This is a genomic window from Nitrospira sp. M1 (assembly GCF_965152605.1).
Window position 1 is genome coordinate 3,477,847 of record NZ_OZ224217.1, and the last position, 17,236, is coordinate 3,495,082.

Here is a 17,236-nt window from a genome sequence, read left to right on the forward strand (position 1 = left end):
GACTCAACTGGCATCATGATACGCATAATACTTTTAGGACTATATAAGTATGTAAAATGAACGTATGAGAAATGTACGGAGATTGACAAAAGAATGCTATAGCTAATTTCACACATCAATCCAAATCAGATGTGAGAAGCAATCACTACAGATAGGGTGAGACACGTCAAACGGTAGAAGGCAAGAGCAACGTACGTTGCGCCCATGAAACAGAAGCGCTCTATACTATTTTAAAGTAGGAAGGGTGAAGATAAGGAACACTCTGTCACACCTTACTCTGCAAGCATACAGCGAGTTCGCTACGAGAAGAAACTTCGAGCTTCTTAAAAATGGCTTTCACTTGATTGGCCACCGTGTATTCACTTGTGTTCCGACGCTGTGCAATATCTTTGTTTGTCGACCCGGCGACTAAATGAGCGAGAACTTCACGCTCTGCCTCGGTCAACCCTGTGACACGCTCGGCACCGATCAACGGATACACGCCGACGAGTAGCTCTTCACCCTTGAGGGACACTTCAGCTAGTTTTGTCCGCAAGCCACCTGGAGAAAAGAAAGCTGCCAATTCGGTTAATGATGAGAGCCCAAGTTTGTGTAGTGCACGTGCCGTACAGTTCGTCACCGCAGACAGAGAAATACCAAGTGTATAGCTAATTTCTTTGGTCGACTGGCCGAGCCCCACAAATTCCGCCACTTGGCGCTCACGCAAAGTTAGTCCACGTGGATCGGGACAGCTAGGATCATTCTTGATCGCCACGACAAACCGACGGCCATCTGTATCAAATCGATCAACAAGTGACCAACGTCCCTCCACAAGCCCTTCCCACTTCTGTAGGGCCTCATCAGGATCATGTCTACCAGCCCTAGTCCGTACACGATCAATTCTTCGCACAGTCTCGCGTAACGTTTCACAAACCGAGCGTTCCTTCGCAGTATGACGGAGGTCGTATTCTTTACCGGCTGGATCGAAAATCGCCTCTACTGACGCTGAATCGAACGAGAACTGAGCCAATGATCGAAGACGAAGTCCCGCGGCAAGATGACTGGTAATCAACGGCCAGCGCTTTCGCTCCAGTGCGGTGGGTGGGGTTTCCGTTAAGAACCCCACGTACAACGCCATAGCGCTTCCTTCCCCAGTATGGCCAGGGATGACCAGACTATCCCTAATCACGCCCTGTGTCTCACGTCGCACAATTGCTTGATGATGAGGAAAGCGTGGATACACAACTTCACCAACCGAACCGACCCCATTATCTCGCCGGTAGAGAAGATCAATCATTTCATTCGGCAAATCAGATACATGTTCTCGAATGGCCGTGGTCACAAAAGACGGACCAGTCGTCCTAACATGATTAAGCTTGATCGTTGTTGGTGTAAATCGATAGGTCGCGATACTCGGCCACCAGCCACGGTCTAGCAGTGGCGCAGCCTTTTCCAAAACGTTCTCTGCCCATCCCTCATCATCTCCTTCAAGTTGATACCCAGCTTCAATCAGTGCAACCCAGTCTTTCGATTTCATGTGTGACTCTCAATGGTCTAAACAGATAAAGCTCAGGTATCCCATATGCCAAAATCGGTGAAGTATCTTACAAATAAATGTCTTGAGTGCAAAATCTGACATTCAGAACTTTCAATATTAATTAATCATATTTACATAGGAACTATAACGTATGATTGTTTACTTGACTCCCCCACAAGTCTTTACTAGACTAGCTGGTTTGGGTAGCTGGAAAAGCGGGGATAGGATCGTTAATTTATGTTCGGATCGTTAACAGAAAAAATCGACAATGTTTTCAAGCAGTTGCGTGGGCAAGCTGTTCTATCAGAACAGAATATCACCGACGCATTGAAAGAGGTTCGCCTTGCGCTGTTAGAGGCAGATGTCAACTTCAAGATCGTTAAAGATTTCATCGAACGAATTCGGGAAAAGGCCATTGGGCAAGAAGTCTTCAAGGGCCTAGACCCCGCCCAGCAAGTTGTCAAAATTGTCTGGGAAGAATTACGAGATCTGCTCGGAAAAGACCAAGCGGACCTCCATCTCTCGTCGACTCCTCCGACCGTCATCATGATGGTAGGGCTTCAAGGCTCTGGAAAAACCACAACCACCGGAAAGCTTGCAAACCATTTTAAAACCCAAGGGAAACGAGTGCTGCTCGTGGCCGCCGACCCACGTCGACCAGCTGCGGGAGAACAACTTGCATCCTTAGGGCAAGACCTTGAAGTCATGGTGCACCGTGGCGATCAAGAAGGCAAACCAAACGCCAATGCGGTTCAAACCTGTCGGGACGGCGTATCTCGCGCCAAGGACCTTGGATACGAAGTTGTCATTCTCGATACCGGAGGACGCCTGCATATAGATGAAGAATTGATGCAGGAACTTGTCGACATTAAACAGTCTGTCAGTCCAGACGAAGTCCTCTTGGTTGCCGATTCCATGACCGGGCAAGAAGCGGTGTCTGTCGCCGAACGATTTGATCAAGTTGTTGGTCTGCATGGCGTCATCCTGACGAAGGTGGAAGGTGATGCACGTGGCGGTGCGGTGCTGTCCATTCGATCCGCCACTGGCAAACCCATTAAATTTCTCGGTGTGGGCGAAAAACTTGATGCCTTGGAGCCATTCTACCCTGACCGGATGGCCTCCAGAATTCTGGGAATGGGCGATGTGCTCACCCTTATTGAAAAAGCCCAAGAAAATTTCTCCAAAGAACAGGCTGAAACGCTTCAACGAAAAGTTTCAAGCAATACGCTCACGCTCGAAGACTTTCGCGATCAAATCCAGCAAGTGAACAAGATGGGGTCATTTGATCAAATTTTGGACATGCTTCCTGGAGGGCAAAAAATCAAGTCCATGGTTGCCGACGCAGGATCGCAAGGTGGGCTTCCTGAAAAAGAAATTAAACGGGTCGTGGCCATCATTGATTCAATGACAAAGAAAGAACGGCGCGATCACACCATTATTAATGGCAATCGCAAGAAACGAATCTCGCGCGGAAGTGGGACGTCTGTCCAAGAAGTTAATCGTCTTATTAAACAATTTTTAGAAGCCCGGCGTATGATGAAGTCCCTTGTCGGAGGACGAATGGGCATGGGGAAAATGGGAAAAGGGAAAAAGCGAAAGAAATTAGTCAGAGTTCTTCAGTCTCCTTAACCTGATCACAGAGCCATTCACAATAGGCACCAAAACCTTTTACAGTTTCCATCACATTTTAACGAGGAGTATACACAGTGGCAGTTCATTTACGGTTAACACGTGTGGGACGACATAAGCATCCTGTTTATCGAGTCGTTGCCGCCGATTCGCGTAAGCGACGCGACGGTCGTTTCCTGGAAGTCATTGGAACCTATAACCCCTTAAAGGATTCCGACAAAGCAACCTTCAAGGAAGATCGAGTACTTGATTGGCTTCAAAAAGGTGCGCAACCCACGGACCCCGTTCGTGCCCTCCTCCGCAAAACAGGAGTGATGAAAGCGCTGGCCGAAGCCAAAAAGAATGCAGCGCACGCATCATAAATCACACAGAAGTTTGGGGATGTAGTCGGTAGGCTGATATCAGCCTACCCCTCACAAGCATGTAGAAAGTGCGTACGGTAAACGTGTGGACGACGCCGGAACCAAAACAGTGACCATGCAAGCCATGACAGAGTCAGTCACGATCGGACGTGTGCTGAAGCCTTTTGGGGTGAAGGGGGAAGTCCGCATTGAATCGTTAACAGACGTCCCCGGTCGATTTGAGAACCTTCCAACGGTCACACTCGTGTCTCGGTCGGGACAATCATTACAAACGGCGATTACCCATGCACGACAAACTGGGCGCTCCTATCTCGTGAGGTTTTCAGCCTTTTCTACACCAGAAGCCGTCTCGGCCTTTCAAGGCGCTCTGATCCAGGTTCCGCTCGATTCAGCACCGCCTTCTCCCGCTGGACAGTTTTACCAATACGAACTCATTGGCTTAGCCGTCCATGATGAAAAAGAGCGTGCTTTGGGACAGGTTGAAGAAATTTTAGATCTCCCTCAACACCTCGTGTTTGTAGTTCGACAGGACACCGAAGAATACTTGATTCCCGCCACACGGCAGGTCATTAAACAGATCGACATTACGGGTAAATTGATGACTGTCGCGCCGGTAGAAGAGTGGGGGCTACCCTATGCAGTGTGACGTTCTCACATTATTTCCTGAAAGTATCAGGGCCGTAACGTCTCAGAGCATGGTCAAACGTGCGCAAGAAAAAGGGTTGCTCCACCTCGCTGTCCACAATATCCGTGATTACGCCGATGGACCTCATTTCAATGCCGATGATACGCCCTATGGTGGTGGTGAAGGCATGGTCATGAAAGCCGAGCCAATCTTTCGGGTCATTGATGCCTTGCGAAACGACACCCAAGACCTTCGGATTATCCTTCCCTCTCCTCAAGGCATTCCCTTTACCCAGGCACAAGCCCAAGCGTTGAGTTGTGAGTCCAGAAGACTCGTCTTTATTTGTGGTCATTACGAAGGTATCGATGAACGAGTCCGGTCCACACTGTTGGCTGAAGAGATTTCTGTGGGTGATTACGTCTTAACGGGTGGAGAATTACCTGCCATGGTTATGATTGATGCGGCAGTCCGCCTTATCCCAGGCGTCTTAGGCGACCCACTTTCGGCTCAACATGACTCCTTTGTCGATTCTCTGTTAGATTACCCGCATTACACGAGGCCCAGCGAGGTTCGAGGCTCAGCCGTGCCTGACATTCTTTCATCAGGCAATCACGAAGCGGTCAGGCGTTGGCGTCGAAAAGAAGCACTACGGAATACTCTGGTAAAACGACCAGATTTACTCACCCAGCACACGTTAAGTGAGGAAGATCAATTGTTACTCGACGAAATATTGCGAGAACACCCTCACGTCACGAGTAGCTAGAGACACGTTATAGTTTGGCTATTGACTCAGGATCGAAACGACCTGGGTGACATCAGAAAAGCATGAATCAATAGATTTTTCATAACAAGACACGTTAGCAAGAGAGAGCGGCAGGAAGGAGCCCAACGATGAACCGGTTAGAGCGATTAGAACAGTCATTTGCCCAAGGATCAGTCCCATTTTTTGAGATCGGTGATACCGTTCGCGTGAAAGTCAAAGTCATCGAGTCCAAGTCATCCGGGAAAAAAACTGAAGAGGAAAAAGAACGGATTCAGGTGTTTGAAGGCGTCGTGATTGCCAGAAAAGGCAAGAGCGTCAGTGAACGATTTACCGTCCGAAAAATTTCATTCGGCGTTGGCGTGGAACGTATTTTCCCGATTCACTCGCCCAGTATTGCCGGAATAGAGGTTGTTCGAAAAGGAAAAGTCCGACGAGCCAAACTCTACTACCTACGCACGAAAAAAGGGAAAGCCGCCAAAGTTGCAGAACGTGAATTTACGAGAATGAGCAAGGCGAGCACGAAAACTGAAGCCGCTCCGGCTTTAGAGTCAGTTGCGGAAGCACCAGAAACTGCAGGTTCGACCCAAGAAGCATGACCAATACGCAATGCCCGTGGATAGAAGAGTTCGCACACCAGCCACGATCATAAAGGCTCATGGAGCCAAACTATTTCTTTGAAGACACGGCACATTCCTGTGGCTATCATTGGATAGCCGGCCTTGATGAAGCGGGGCGAGGTCCATTGGCAGGTCCAGTTATCGCTGCGGCCATTATTCTTCCTCGGCGGTTTCACCTCAATGGGCTCAATGACTCAAAAGTTTTGAGTGAGTCCCAACGAGAACATCTCTTTGCCGATCTTACGCATCGTGCCAGGTCCTGGGCCATTGGCCTTGCCACGGAACAAGAGATCGATAGCGTCAATATCCTTCAAGCCACACGTCTGGCTTTATTCAGAGCCGTTACCGCATTGTCGGTCACTCCGGATTATCTGCTTATTGATGCCGTTGATGTCCCTCATGTTTCCATTCCCCAACGAGCGATTATCAAGGGCGACAGTCTGTCTCTGACAATTGCCGCAGCTTCGATTATCGCGAAAGTGACCCGAGACCGTATAATGAACGAGTATCATGACCGATACCCTCAGTATCAATTCCATATTCATAAGGGCTATCCGACACCACAGCACCTTCAACTCCTGACTCAATATGGACCCTGCCAAGGACATCGACAGAGCTTTCGCCCCGTTCGGAACTGTCAGGCTGTTCCCCCAGCATTGCAATGAAGCCAGAGGGGCACATCTTTGGCCAAACGGCCGAATCGCTCGCAACGCACTACCTCCAAAAGAAAGGCTATCGTATCCTTGACAGAAATGTGCGACTTCCAGGAGGCGAGCTTGATCTCATTGCGAAAGATGGCAACACCCTAGTCTTTGTCGAAGTCAAAGCCAGACGGTCAGACAGTCATGGAGGGACACTGGCTACGATAACCGAATCCAAAAAACAACGCTTAATCAAGCTAGCAGCTCACTATTTATCGCGACATCGACTCAGCCATCAAGAAAGCCGTTTCGATGTAGTCTTATGCCGTCGACATGCCGATGACTCTCTAGAAATCACGCACATCGAACATGCCTTTGAAGTTCCTGGGGAAGACAGCAGATGGTGAGCTGGTATAATAACCCTTAGTATGCACACCCAAGTCAATGCCAGAAGTGCGCGAAACGCCAAGAACCTACGCGGTATTGCCTTAATTGGAGATTTGTATTGATGAATACGAGCAACAAAATGACGTCCGTTTCCCCTCGACCATCTCACATGACACACGCCGGATGATTCAACTTTTCCACGTCACAAAATATTATGAAGGATGCTTAGCTCTCTCAGACCTTACTCTACGGGTCGATAAGGGGGAATGTATCCTCATTACCGGGCCAAGCGGTGCCGGCAAAACCACGTTACTGAAACTGATATTTGGGGCGGAGTTTCCTGACGATGGCCAAATACTGGTCCAGAATCGTAATATTGCCCGCCTCCGACCAACCGACATACCTTACCTTCGCCGAACCATGGGATTCGTGTTGCAAGACTTTAAGCTCTTGCCACATAAAACCGTCTATGAAAATGTGGAACTGCCACTGATTATTCGAGGCTTGTCGTCCTTTGATGCAAGAAGAAAAGTGGCCGAATCGCTTCAATCGGTTGGCATGGACCATAAACGCGCGGTTCAAACCTCCGTCCTGTCTGCCGGCGAACAGCAGCGTGTGTGTATTGCGCGAGCTATTGTGAATAGTCCCATTATCTTATTAGCGGACGAGCCAACAGGAAACCTTGATCCGCAATTAACATATGAAATTTCAGAGTTATTCAAAGCGATTCATGCACGCGGCACAACGGTGATGCTGGCCACGCATAACCGGCAAGTGGTCGAACAAATCAACGGGCGAATGATCAAACTCGACTGCGGCCGCCTCCTCACTGACCAAGGAACGCTTTCGTGAAACGCCTCATCTATCTTCTGCGTGAGGCCATGCGAGGCCTCCGCGCCAACAGAACCAATACGCTGATTGGCATTATCACCACGGCATTTACCATTGCCAGTTTTGGCATGTTTTTATTGCTGTATCACAATGTTCGAACAATTGCTGGCTCACTCCAAGATCATGTGCAAGTCATCATTTACCTTGAAGACGAGATCTCCAGCGAAACACAGGGAAACCTCAAAACAGCACTGGCACAAGAAACCAGCATCGAATCTTTGACCTTCGTCTCAAAAGAACAAGCTCTCAAGGAATTTCACGAACAATTTCCTGAAGAGTCCTATCTCCTCAACGGCATTGGCGACAACCCATTGCCCGCCTCTTTTGTCGCCACGGTCGCTCCGCATGATCGAGTGTCTGACCTCGTCGCGGCGCTGGCCTCTCGGGTCAAAACACTTTCTGGCGTAGAACATGTTCGCTACAGTCGCGACTGGGTCGAACGCTTAACACTGTTTACAAGTTACCTTGAAGTCGGCGCATTGAGTATCGGACTCATTCTCGCCCTGGCATCCATGACTATTATTTCGAATACCGTTCGATTAGCATTTTATGCACGACGTGAAGAAATTGAAATTCTTCGTTTGATCGGAGCCACAGGAGCTTTTATTGCCATCCCCTATCTCATTGAAGGGGCCGTACTGGGGGCATTGGGAGGAGGGCTATCGCTGCTGCTCTTACGCGGAGGCTTTGAAATCGTACAAGATAAAATTCATGACTTGGGCTGGGTTGGAGGCCTGCAAACAGCCATTGACTTTTTCCCCATTCACATGTCGGGTATGCTAGTGTTGGCAGGACTGGTACTAGGCTGCGCAGGAAGCGCCCTCTCGATTTACGGTTGGATGAAGGTCAGAACATGAAGTATACCTCACACCTCTTTATCGTTTTCTTGCTTGGGACGAGTATGTCCCTGTCATCATGGACGTGGGCGAAACCTCAAACACAAGCAGCCATTACGCAAGAATTGGAACAAGAGCGTCTTCGCCTCAAAAAACTAAATGACGAAATCAACAAAACGAAACAAAAAGCGAAACAGGCAGGCCAACAATCGGAGTCCGTTCTCAAGAAAATTGAAAAACTCGATAAGTCCCTGCTGCAGAAACAGAAGGAGTACCGCCGCATCAGCAAAGAACTCAAGGGGAAAGATCGTGAATTAGGGAAACTGCACGAACAATTAGCAGGCGTTCAGAAGGAAACCTCCAAACATCGAAGCTCAATTTCCAATCGACTACGGGTACTCTACATGGAAGGGCGAGGAGGATATTTGAAAACGCTTTTCGAAGCGAATACCTTAACGAACTTTGAACGGCGGTTAGCCTATTTATCGACAATCTCTAAGCAGGAATATCAACTCTTGAATACCTATCGTCAACAATTGACGGAATTAGAAGAACTCAAAGCACGACAATCACAGGCGCGCGAAGAACTCTTAACCTATCAACGCAACACGCAACACGCCATCAATGAAATGAAGGGTGTCAAAAAAGACAAACATGTCGTCCTGACGAGCTTGTCGAAAGAACAGGAACTCTATGAGCGTACCGTCGAAGGCTTGAAACGATCAGCCAAACAAGTTGATGCCTTACTCAAAGAGTTGGACCAACGCTTTAAACTTTCTCAAGCCCAACCGAAGTCAAAAAAAGGAAAGGCGCACACTCAAGGCTCGTTGCTCTGGCCAACCCAGGGAAACGTCGTCTCGTTTTTTGGCCGTCAAAAACACCCGACCTTTGATACCTATGTCACAAAAAAAGGCATAGAAATTAATACCCCACAAGCCAGCCCGATTCGTACGGTTTCTCGAGGCAATGTGGTGTATGCCGATTGGCTAAAAGGGTACGGGCTTGTTGTGATAGTGGATCACACCAATGGGTTCTTTTCTCTGTATGCACATGCCTCAACCCTACTCGTCAAAGAGGGACAGGCTGTGGCAAAAGGAGACGTCATTGGAAAGACCGGGGAAACTGGACTTACAGATAGGAATACGCTCTACTTTGAACTACGAAAAGGTACCACACCCGTTGATCCTCTTCGATGGCTTGTCAAACGTCCATAACCGTGGAGTAGCAAAAGGAACTTTTGTATGAAACAAGAACGCCAGTCAACTGTTTGGGTATCCGGGCTCACCGTCGTCACCATTCTTCTTGTTGGCATCCTCATCGGGAAAGGGTGGGATCGAACAGGACATGCCAGCGAGAACTATGAAGAACTGCAAATCTTTGCGGAAGTGTTATCGCAAGTCAAAAAACACTATGTCGAAGAGACGAAAATGCAGGACCTGGTTCATGGTGCCGTCCGCGGGATGCTGGCAGGCTTAGATCCGCATTCCTCCTATATGACCTTAGATATGTACAAAGAAATGCAAGTCGAAACCAAGGGTGAGTTTGGGGGACTGGGCATTCAAATCGGCATTAAGGAAAACCGATTGACCGTCATCGCTCCCATTGAAGATACCCCGGCATTTGCCGCAGGGATTCAAGCCGGTGATGTGATTGCCAAAGTTGGCGATACACCGACGAAGGATCTCACGCTCATGGAAGCTGTGCAAAAAATGCGCGGTCCCAAAGGCACTCCTGTTACATTGACCGTACTGCGGGAAGGGACGAAAGAACCCTTAGTCTATGAGATCACACGAGATACCATCAAAATTCAGAGCGTGCGGGGCAAGGTCATTGGTGGAAATACAGGATATGTTCGCATTACACAGTTTCAAGAACAAACACCAGACGATTTAGCCGATACCTTAACAACCCTGAAAGAAAAAAATATTCAAAGTTTAATCTTGGACTTACGGAACAATCCAGGCGGACTCCTGACGGCAGCGGTCGGAGTGTCCGAACAATTCTTGAAATCTGGGAAATTAATTGTGTCGATCAAAGGTCGCAATGGACGAGAAGATGAATATCGTGCACGGGCCAATGGCGACACTCTCGAATATCCCATGATTGTCCTCATCAATCATGGTTCAGCAAGTGCATCAGAAATTGTTGCTGCCGCGATGCAAGACTGGGGGAAAGCCGTTATCCTTGGAACAACCAGCTTTGGGAAAGGCTCAGTGCAAACAATCCTCCCACTCTCTGATGGGTCGGGACTCCGCTTAACAACCGCGAAATACTACACGCCTGAAGGCGAATCAATTCATAATATTGGCGTCAAGCCTGACATTGTTGTGGACCCGAAAGCCACGGCAGCCCTCCAGGACACCGCCACGACAGAAGAGAAAGCACAGGCAACGGTCCCGGTCCCTCAAAAGCCAGCAGAAAAAGATGCCAAAGACAATACCAAAGAAAAGAAAGAGACCGACGACGATGTCCCACCGGAAGACATCCAACTTCAGAAAGCCTTGGAACTTCTGAAAACCTGGAAAGTCTTCAAACAGTTGCGCCCAGCAGCCTAAAACATGGAACGCTGCTCAGAAGTTGAGGACCAGAGCCGTACTCGTTTTCAGCACACCGTCAATGCTACGAATGCGAGAGAGAACAATTTCGTGTAATTCTTCAATAGTCTCGGCTTCAATTTTCGCGATGAGGTCATGCGGGCCGGTCACGGCTGCTAAGAATTGTACGCCCTGAATTCTCATGATCGTTTTATAGGCACTTTTCGTGTGGTTTCCTGTCACATCAATGAGAATAAATGCAGAGATCGACATATCAAGTGCTTCTTTCTTCGTTAGAGATTTATGTCCGCAAAATAATTACGACGGTAAAAGTCCAGCCTGCAAGAGGCTACTCGTGTAATGCGTAAAAGTCGCGTCTATTTCAATAGAGATGCAGGTACAAAATATGAGAATGGGACACCTTCGAACGCTACCAAAGCCCTTCAATACCGTCAAACAATATTTCCCGATCTGAGGTCTAGAGACGTTCGTGAATGGCCGCCAAAATTTCATCAGTTCGTTCTGCCATTCCTGGAACCGTTCGCAACATATGAGAACGGACTAACCGCTCTAAATCTTCCAATGTCCGAATCCCCAATCGAAAATATAAATCGTGCACGAGATGCTCGGAGAATCCTGGAAGAGCCGTCCATACCTTCACCTCATCAGGTAAGGGAGTCTTCAGTTCTTCATACGCTTGGATGCATCCAGATGACAAATACTCCTGAATCTTCACCGAGAGATCTTTTCCCACTCCTGGGATAGATTGTAAATCCCCGCGCTTGGCAATCTCACTAACATCTTCTTCTAATTGGAGCAACGACTCAGCAGCCTTGCGATAGGCCCGTACACGGTAGGGGTTTGAGTCTCGCCCAGAAAGTAAACCCGCCATCGAATGAAACAGGCCGGCTAATGCTTCATTGTGATTGTCCATGCTCAGGGCTCAAGACTTTTTGATAGAATAAATCCAAGAACCCTATTCTAAGGAAAACCTCTCCTCTGATCCACCAGAAATTTTCTCGTTCAATCATTTCCACATCTGCCCTCAACACGATTGCTCACCCAGAATAAAACAACTCAGACCCTTTTATTGACAAGTATTTCAATGCTACCGTAGGATAAAAATCACGTTCGAAGCATCTAGAATTACCTCATACATGATCATGAGTCTCTGGTCTTTTCATGGATATTCAAGTCAACGGAGAATCCCAGGCCCTCCAAGACGGTCTCACCGTTACAGAGCTTCTTCAGCAATTAGACATTCGCGCCGAACAGGTTGCCGTTGAACTCAATTTAAAAATTTTGGATCGTGATGACTTTGCCAAATCGATCCTGCATCATGGAGATACCGTAGAGATTCTGAGTTTCATTGGCGGTGGAGCAGAAGCACACACTCCACTTCAACCTCCGATTACAAAACACAGGATTAAATATTAGACTATGACTGATGATCGATTAGTGATTGCAGGAAGAGAATTTCGATCCCGCCTTTGGGTTGGCACCGGAAAATATAAAGACTTCAGTGAAACCAAGAAAGCCATTGACGCCGCTGGAGCTGATGTGGTTACCGTTGCCGTGCGGCGAGTCAATATCACGGATCGAAAAACAGAAAACCTGCTGGACTACATAGACCCGAAGCACTACACCATCCTTCCAAACACCGCAGGCTGTTATACCGTTGAAGATGCACTGCGTTACGCACGTCTTGCACGTGCAGCCGGTGTCTCAGATTTAGTAAAGCTGGAAGTTATCGGCGATGAACGAACGCTCTTCCCTGACACGGCAGGACTCATCGAAGCCGCAAAAATTTTGGTAAAGGAAGGCTTCATCGTCTTGCCCTACACCAATGATGACCCGATTGTCGCTCAAAAGCTTGTTGATGTTGGCTGCCCAGCAGTCATGCCCTTGGCCGCACCAATCGGTTCGGGATTAGGCATTCGGAATCCCTATAATTTAAAAATTATTCTTGAGACCATCAACGTCCCTATTATCGTCGATGCAGGCGTAGGAACGGCCTCCGATGCGGCCTTGGCCATGGAATACGGGGCAGACGCAGTACTTATGAACACCGCAATTGCCGGAGCAAACAATCCCATCATGATGGCTAAAGCCATGAAATTAGGTATTGAAGCAGGGCGATTGGCCTACAAAGCCGGACGAATTCCACGTAAGCTCTATGCCACCGCAAGCACCACCATTGAAGGCATGCTCTAGGAATTAATGCAAAGTTAAAAATGCAAACTGTAAAATTACGCAAGAGACAAGAACAAGAATGGGGAAGTCGTTGATCTATAATCTTTTCCCTTCATTTTTCAATTTGAAATTTGCACTTTTAATTTCTCCTAACATCTGTAATGACCGAAAAAATTCTTCCTCCCCTGTATGTGGTGACGAGTCGTCATCAAACCCGTGAGCGCCCTCTCCGATCAGTCATTCAAGAAACGCTCCATGCAGGGGCACAGTTTGTTCAGCTTCGAGAAAAAGATCTCGACACTCAGCCTCTGCTCTCGCTCGCACAAGACATGCTCTATCAGGTTCGTCACCATGAGGCCCTCCTCCTCATAAACGATCGAGCAGATATCGCAAAATATATCGGGGCAGATGGCGTTCACCTGCGAGCAAATAGTTTGCCAATTCCACAAGTACGTCAGCTTCTCGGCCCGGAGGCGTTGATTGGCAAATCGACTCATGCGCTTGACGATGTGTTGCTTGCGGAAGCTGAAGGGGCCGACTTTCTTGTGCTCGGGCCAATCTATGACACACCGTCCAAAAGGACCTACGGGTCCCCCCTCGGATTAGGGGTATTGGAACTGGCCTGCCAACAATCGACCCTTCCCATTTTCGCCATAGGCGGAATCACTCTGGAGCGTGTCAAGGAAGTCAAGCAAGCAGGCGCTTACGGCGTTGCCGTGATTTCAGCAATTCTGGAATCGACCAACGTCGCGTCTGCCACTCAACACTTTCTACAAGCACTCGAACATTCATAAGTCAAGCGTTTCATGCAAGCAAAACCACATGACTCAAACACCAAGTTGGTTGACCCTTTTGAAAAACGAGTGATAAGATATTTTTACTTCAGACAATGTATATGCGATGAGAATGAAAGAAAATGATTGCACAATTTTAAATATACGTATTGCCAAATTTTGAAGATGTTCTCTCCTAAGTCTTGCCAGGCACGTTCATACTAAACGAATAGGTGGAATGACGATGGGGATGAGAAAGCAAAATGATCCGAACGATGAGTTAGAAAAACTCCGAAGCGAGCTGGAGTCGATGGAGACTGAAATGCATCAACTCTACGACTCCCGTCAACAACTTCGCCAATCTCAGCAACAAAACGAACGTCTTGTCTCCAGCCTTCAAGAAGCGAAAGTGCAAATCGAGGCCTTGCGGGAAGAAGTAGAAAAACTCACCGCGCCCCCTTCTAGCTATGCGATTTTCTGTAGCCTGAACCAGGACGAAACAGCCAACGTATCGGTGTCAGGGAGGAAAATGCGAGTCAGTATGCATCCCTCACTGGCTGGGCAAGACTTGCGAAAAGGACAAGAGGTGATCCTCAACGAAGCCCTCAACATCATCGAAACACGGGAGTTTGATCCACAAGGCGAAGTCGTTCAACTAAAAATTCGACTTGATGATCATCGGGCTTTAGTCAAATTACGACATGACGAAGAACGTGTCGTAGAAGTGGCTCAACCGTTGCAGCAAGAGCCGCTCAGCGTTGGCGATCTCCTGCTCTTTGATCCACGCTCCGGCTACATCACCGAAAAACTGCCTAAGTCTGAAATGGAAGAATTGGTGCTAGAGGAAGTACCAGATGCGAACTATGAGCAAATTGGAGGTCTTGAAAAAGAACTTATACAAGTCAAGGACGCCGTCGAGCTACCGTTTCTGTACCCTGATCTCTACGCAGAGCACCGGCTTTCTCCACCCAAAGGCATCTTGCTGTACGGACCGCCTGGGTGCGGGAAAACGTTAATCGCCAAGGCCGTGGCCAACTCAATTGCTCAGAAACTCCAACATCTCACAGGCAAAGATATCCGAAGTTATTTCCTGCATGTCAAAGGTCCTGAGCTCTTAAACAAGTACGTTGGTGAATCGGAACGCCAGATTCGTGAAGTCTTTGCCAAAGCCAAAGAAAAGGCCTCTAACGGCTATCCGGTCATTGTGTTTTTCGATGAAATGGATGCGTTATTCCGAACACGAGGCACCGGAATTTCCTCAGACGTGGAATCAACGATCGTCCCTCAATTTCTTGCGGAAATTGATGGCGTCGAAAGTCTCAGAGATGTCATCGTGATCGGTGCAAGTAACCGACAAGATCTCATTGATCCAGCCGTCTTGCGACCGGGAAGGTTGGATGTCAAAGTAAAAATCCCTCGACCCGATAAACAAGGGGCCAAGGAAATTCTTGGTAAGTATCTGACCTCCGATCTTCCGTTCTCGAAAACCGAACTTGATCAACAGCAAAATGATGTGAAATCCCTGGTCGCGCATTTCATCGATCTTGCCACTGATGCCCTCTATGCCAAGTCTGAAGAAAATCGCTTCCTAGAAGTGACATATGCCAATGGAGAAAAGGAAACATTTTACTTTAAAGACTTTTCCAGTGGAGCTCTGATTGAAGGCGTTGTGTCTCGAGCAAAAAAAATGGCGATCAAACGTGCGATCGCCACGGGAGAAAAAGGCATAATGGCTGATGATCTTCTCAAAGCCATTCGAGAAGAATTTAAAGAACAAGAAGATCTTCCCAATACGACCAACCCCGATGATTGGGCGAGAATCGCCGGCAAAAAAGGGGAAAAGATCATTCACGTGCGAACATTAACGGAAGAACCATCCGAATCACGAGAAATAGAAACAGTCAGCGTCGGACACTATTTCTAGTGAACATCTCGCGTCTACCCATCAATATACAGCTGACAGGGAGGGCCATTGCACCGAATTCTAGGCACGGAAACTGAGTTTGGCCTGCTGGCGAAAGGCTCTGGACAGTCAGACCCTGTCACGGACTCCATGCGACTCATCAGTCACTACCCAATGCTTCCCTCCCCTCAGGGCATCTGGGACTATGAGAATGAAAATCCATTTTTTGATGCACGTGGCTTTGTTGTGGAAGGTGAACCTGAACGTCCTAATATCCGGCACAACCGTCAACTCAATAAACTTCTCCTGAATGGCGGACGCCTCTACGTTGACGGAGCCCATCCAGAATATTCCACGCCAGAATGCAGTCAACCGCTTGAACTCCTGACGTACGAACGAGCCGGCGAGCGAATCATCAACACGTGCTTACAGGCCCTCAATTCGACCCAAGGGACCGATACATTTTTTGTCTACAAAAATAATTCCGATGGCAAAGGGAATAGTTACGGCTATCATGAAAACTATCTGCTTTCGCGTTCGGTCCCGTTCGCGACAATTGCCCAAACACTCATTCCATTTTTTGTCACCCGGCAAATCTATACTGGCGCCGGAAAAGTCGGGGCTGAAAATTCGACCGATGCCGTCGAGTACCAAATATCTCAACGATCCGACTTTTTTGAATGTGTGATGGACTTAAATACCATGGTGAAACGGCCCATCATCAACACACGAGATGAGCCGCATACGGAGCAAGACAAATATCGGCGCTTACATGTGATCGTTGGTGATGCCAACATGGCGGAGATCCCTACCTATCTCAAAATCGGCACAACCGCAATTATTATGGAAATGTTGGATGCCGGGTGGGAGATTCCTAAAATCGTACTGCAAGACCCAGTTCGAGATATCAAAACTGTCTCACGTGATTTAGCCATCAACGCAAGCCTGCGATTAGCCAATGGCCGATCAACGTCTTCTGTTGATATTCAACGCATGTATCTCGAGACGGCCTATGAATTTTATAATACTCGAGACCTTTCACCAGCAACAAAAGATGTCCTTGTGTCTTGGGAACGTATCCTCGATAAACTTGAGCACGATCCCACCCAACTTGGACGCGAACTTGACTGGGTTGCCAAACAACAGATGATTCAATCTTTTATGGATCGTAAGTCATGTGGGTGGAAAGATCCTCGCATTGCCTTACTCGACCTGCAGTATCATGATATGCGCCCGGACAAAGGCTTGTATTATACACTTGAGCGAGGGAACCGTATTGACCGCCTACTCCAAGATGCCGATATTGAACATGCCTTGATCGAACCGCCGGTCAATACACGAGCCTACTTTCGCGGCACCTGTCTCAAGCAATTCTCTGAAAAAGTCTATGGCGTCAGCTGGACATCGGTACTCCTGGACCAAGGCAATGACACGATAAAGCGAATTCCTCTCATGGATCCTCACCGCGGTACACGCGCCTTGACCAATGACCTGCTGGAAGGCGTCTCGACAGTCGATCAACTCCTTGCAAAACTTTCAGAATAGGGACCTGACGCCTAAAGGATC

19 protein-coding genes are annotated in these 17,236 nt (G+C 48.1%); 16 read left to right on the plus strand and 3 right to left on the minus strand.

Annotated elements, in window-relative coordinates:
• Window positions 1-265: 265 nt before the first annotated feature.
• The gene (locus ACWHX8_RS15645) at window positions 266-1,516 is read right to left on the minus strand and encodes a LuxR C-terminal-related transcriptional regulator (protein WP_447969068.1); all 1,251 of its coding nucleotides are present in this window, start codon (window positions 1,514-1,516) and stop codon (window positions 266-268) included.
• A gap of 237 nt (window positions 1,517-1,753) precedes the next feature.
• Here ACWHX8_RS15645 and ffh point away from each other — a divergent pair, with 237 nt between their 5' ends.
• From ffh to ACWHX8_RS15700, 11 genes are all read left to right on the plus strand, one after another.
• Window positions 1,754-3,145, plus strand: a complete 1,392-nt coding sequence (gene ffh, locus ACWHX8_RS15650) for a signal recognition particle protein (protein WP_447969069.1) — start codon at window positions 1,754-1,756, stop codon at window positions 3,143-3,145.
• A 77-nt stretch (window positions 3,146-3,222) separates the two neighbouring features.
• Complete coding sequence (gene rpsP, locus ACWHX8_RS15655; RefSeq protein ID WP_447969070.1) at window positions 3,223-3,507, plus strand: 30S ribosomal protein S16; 285 nt, start codon at window positions 3,223-3,225, stop codon at window positions 3,505-3,507.
• A gap of 85 nt (window positions 3,508-3,592) precedes the next feature.
• The gene (rimM, locus tag ACWHX8_RS15660) at window positions 3,593-4,153 is read left to right on the plus strand and encodes a ribosome maturation factor RimM (RefSeq protein ID WP_447969071.1); all 561 of its coding nucleotides are present in this window, start codon (window positions 3,593-3,595) and stop codon (window positions 4,151-4,153) included.
• Complete coding sequence (gene trmD, locus ACWHX8_RS15665; protein WP_447969072.1) at window positions 4,143-4,895, plus strand: tRNA (guanosine(37)-N1)-methyltransferase TrmD; 753 nt, start codon at window positions 4,143-4,145, stop codon at window positions 4,893-4,895. Before rimM ends, trmD begins: the two co-directional genes overlap by 11 nt.
• 128 nt (window positions 4,896-5,023) lie before the next feature.
• Entirely contained in the window at window positions 5,024-5,491 is a 468-nt protein-coding gene (gene rplS, locus ACWHX8_RS15670; protein ID WP_447969073.1) for a 50S ribosomal protein L19, read from the plus strand.
• A gap of 59 nt (window positions 5,492-5,550) precedes the next feature.
• Window positions 5,551-6,177, plus strand: coding sequence for a ribonuclease HII (locus ACWHX8_RS15675; protein WP_447969074.1), 627 nt, complete (start codon window positions 5,551-5,553; stop codon window positions 6,175-6,177).
• Window positions 6,174-6,560, plus strand: a complete 387-nt coding sequence (locus tag ACWHX8_RS15680; protein ID WP_447969075.1) for a YraN family protein — start codon at window positions 6,174-6,176, stop codon at window positions 6,558-6,560. The genes ACWHX8_RS15675 and ACWHX8_RS15680 overlap by 4 nt, the downstream gene beginning before the upstream one ends.
• Before the next feature lie 163 nt (window positions 6,561-6,723).
• Entirely contained in the window at window positions 6,724-7,392 is a 669-nt protein-coding gene (locus tag ACWHX8_RS15685) for a cell division ATP-binding protein FtsE (protein ID WP_447969076.1), read from the plus strand.
• Complete coding sequence (locus ACWHX8_RS15690) at window positions 7,389-8,288, plus strand: cell division protein FtsX (protein ID WP_447969077.1); 900 nt, start codon at window positions 7,389-7,391, stop codon at window positions 8,286-8,288. Before ACWHX8_RS15685 ends, ACWHX8_RS15690 begins: the two co-directional genes overlap by 4 nt.
• On the plus strand, window positions 8,285-9,481 hold the full coding sequence (locus tag ACWHX8_RS15695) for a murein hydrolase activator EnvC family protein (RefSeq protein ID WP_447969078.1): 1,197 nt from the start codon (window positions 8,285-8,287) through the stop codon (window positions 9,479-9,481). Before ACWHX8_RS15690 ends, ACWHX8_RS15695 begins: the two co-directional genes overlap by 4 nt.
• 27 nt (window positions 9,482-9,508) lie before the next feature.
• Window positions 9,509-10,822, plus strand: a complete 1,314-nt coding sequence (locus tag ACWHX8_RS15700) for a S41 family peptidase (protein WP_447969079.1) — start codon at window positions 9,509-9,511, stop codon at window positions 10,820-10,822.
• A 15-nt stretch (window positions 10,823-10,837) separates the two neighbouring features.
• Here the strand turns inward: ACWHX8_RS15700 and ACWHX8_RS15705 are convergent, their stop codons facing one another.
• Window positions 10,838-11,074, minus strand: coding sequence for an Lrp/AsnC family transcriptional regulator (locus ACWHX8_RS15705; protein ID WP_447969080.1), 237 nt, complete (start codon window positions 11,072-11,074; stop codon window positions 10,838-10,840).
• Between the two features lie 205 nt (window positions 11,075-11,279).
• On the minus strand, window positions 11,280-11,735 hold the full coding sequence (locus ACWHX8_RS15710; protein WP_447969081.1) for a histidinol-phosphatase: 456 nt from the start codon (window positions 11,733-11,735) through the stop codon (window positions 11,280-11,282).
• Between the two features lie 248 nt (window positions 11,736-11,983).
• On the opposite strand from ACWHX8_RS15710, the gene thiS reads away from it, so the two are divergent.
• From thiS to dop, 5 genes are all read left to right on the plus strand, one after another.
• Window positions 11,984-12,238, plus strand: coding sequence for a sulfur carrier protein ThiS (gene thiS, locus ACWHX8_RS15715; RefSeq protein ID WP_447969082.1), 255 nt, complete (start codon window positions 11,984-11,986; stop codon window positions 12,236-12,238).
• A 3-nt stretch (window positions 12,239-12,241) separates the two neighbouring features.
• Window positions 12,242-13,015, plus strand: coding sequence for a thiazole synthase (locus ACWHX8_RS15720; RefSeq protein WP_447969083.1), 774 nt, complete (start codon window positions 12,242-12,244; stop codon window positions 13,013-13,015).
• Window positions 13,016-13,155: 140 nt separating this feature from the next.
• Entirely contained in the window at window positions 13,156-13,788 is a 633-nt protein-coding gene (thiE, locus tag ACWHX8_RS15725; protein ID WP_447969084.1) for a thiamine phosphate synthase, read from the plus strand.
• A gap of 223 nt (window positions 13,789-14,011) precedes the next feature.
• Window positions 14,012-15,691 carry a proteasome ATPase gene (gene arc / locus ACWHX8_RS15730; RefSeq protein WP_447969085.1) on the plus strand — a complete coding sequence of 560 codons (1,680 nt, stop codon included), beginning with the start codon at window positions 14,012-14,014 and terminating at the stop codon, window positions 15,689-15,691.
• Window positions 15,692-15,739: 48 nt separating this feature from the next.
• On the plus strand, window positions 15,740-17,215 hold the full coding sequence (gene dop, locus ACWHX8_RS15735) for a depupylase/deamidase Dop (RefSeq protein WP_447969086.1): 1,476 nt from the start codon (window positions 15,740-15,742) through the stop codon (window positions 17,213-17,215).
• The last annotated feature ends 21 nt before the right edge of the window (window positions 17,216-17,236 follow it).

Coding starts and splice junctions, on each gene's coding strand:
- ACWHX8_RS15645 (WP_447969068.1), bottom strand. CDS start 1,516: ATGAAATCGAAAGACTGGGTTGCACTGATTGAAGCTGGGTATCAACTT.
- ffh (WP_447969069.1), top strand. CDS start 1,754: ATGTTCGGATCGTTAACAGAAAAAATCGACAATGTTTTCAAGCAGTTG.
- trmD (WP_447969072.1), top strand. CDS start 4,143: ATGCAGTGTGACGTTCTCACATTATTTCCTGAAAGTATCAGGGCCGTA.
- rplS (WP_447969073.1), top strand. CDS start 5,024: ATGAACCGGTTAGAGCGATTAGAACAGTCATTTGCCCAAGGATCAGTC.
- ACWHX8_RS15675 (WP_447969074.1), top strand. CDS start 5,551: ATGGAGCCAAACTATTTCTTTGAAGACACGGCACATTCCTGTGGCTAT.
- ACWHX8_RS15680 (WP_447969075.1), top strand. CDS start 6,174: ATGAAGCCAGAGGGGCACATCTTTGGCCAAACGGCCGAATCGCTCGCA.
- ACWHX8_RS15685 (WP_447969076.1), top strand. CDS start 6,724: ATGATTCAACTTTTCCACGTCACAAAATATTATGAAGGATGCTTAGCT.
- ACWHX8_RS15695 (WP_447969078.1), top strand. CDS start 8,285: ATGAAGTATACCTCACACCTCTTTATCGTTTTCTTGCTTGGGACGAGT.
- ACWHX8_RS15700 (WP_447969079.1), top strand. CDS start 9,509: ATGAAACAAGAACGCCAGTCAACTGTTTGGGTATCCGGGCTCACCGTC.
- ACWHX8_RS15705 (WP_447969080.1), bottom strand. CDS start 11,074: ATGTCGATCTCTGCATTTATTCTCATTGATGTGACAGGAAACCACACG.
- ACWHX8_RS15710 (WP_447969081.1), bottom strand. CDS start 11,735: ATGGACAATCACAATGAAGCATTAGCCGGCCTGTTTCATTCGATGGCG.
- thiS (WP_447969082.1), top strand. CDS start 11,984: ATGGATATTCAAGTCAACGGAGAATCCCAGGCCCTCCAAGACGGTCTC.
- ACWHX8_RS15720 (WP_447969083.1), top strand. CDS start 12,242: ATGACTGATGATCGATTAGTGATTGCAGGAAGAGAATTTCGATCCCGC.
- thiE (WP_447969084.1), top strand. CDS start 13,156: ATGACCGAAAAAATTCTTCCTCCCCTGTATGTGGTGACGAGTCGTCAT.
- arc (WP_447969085.1), top strand. CDS start 14,012: ATGGGGATGAGAAAGCAAAATGATCCGAACGATGAGTTAGAAAAACTC.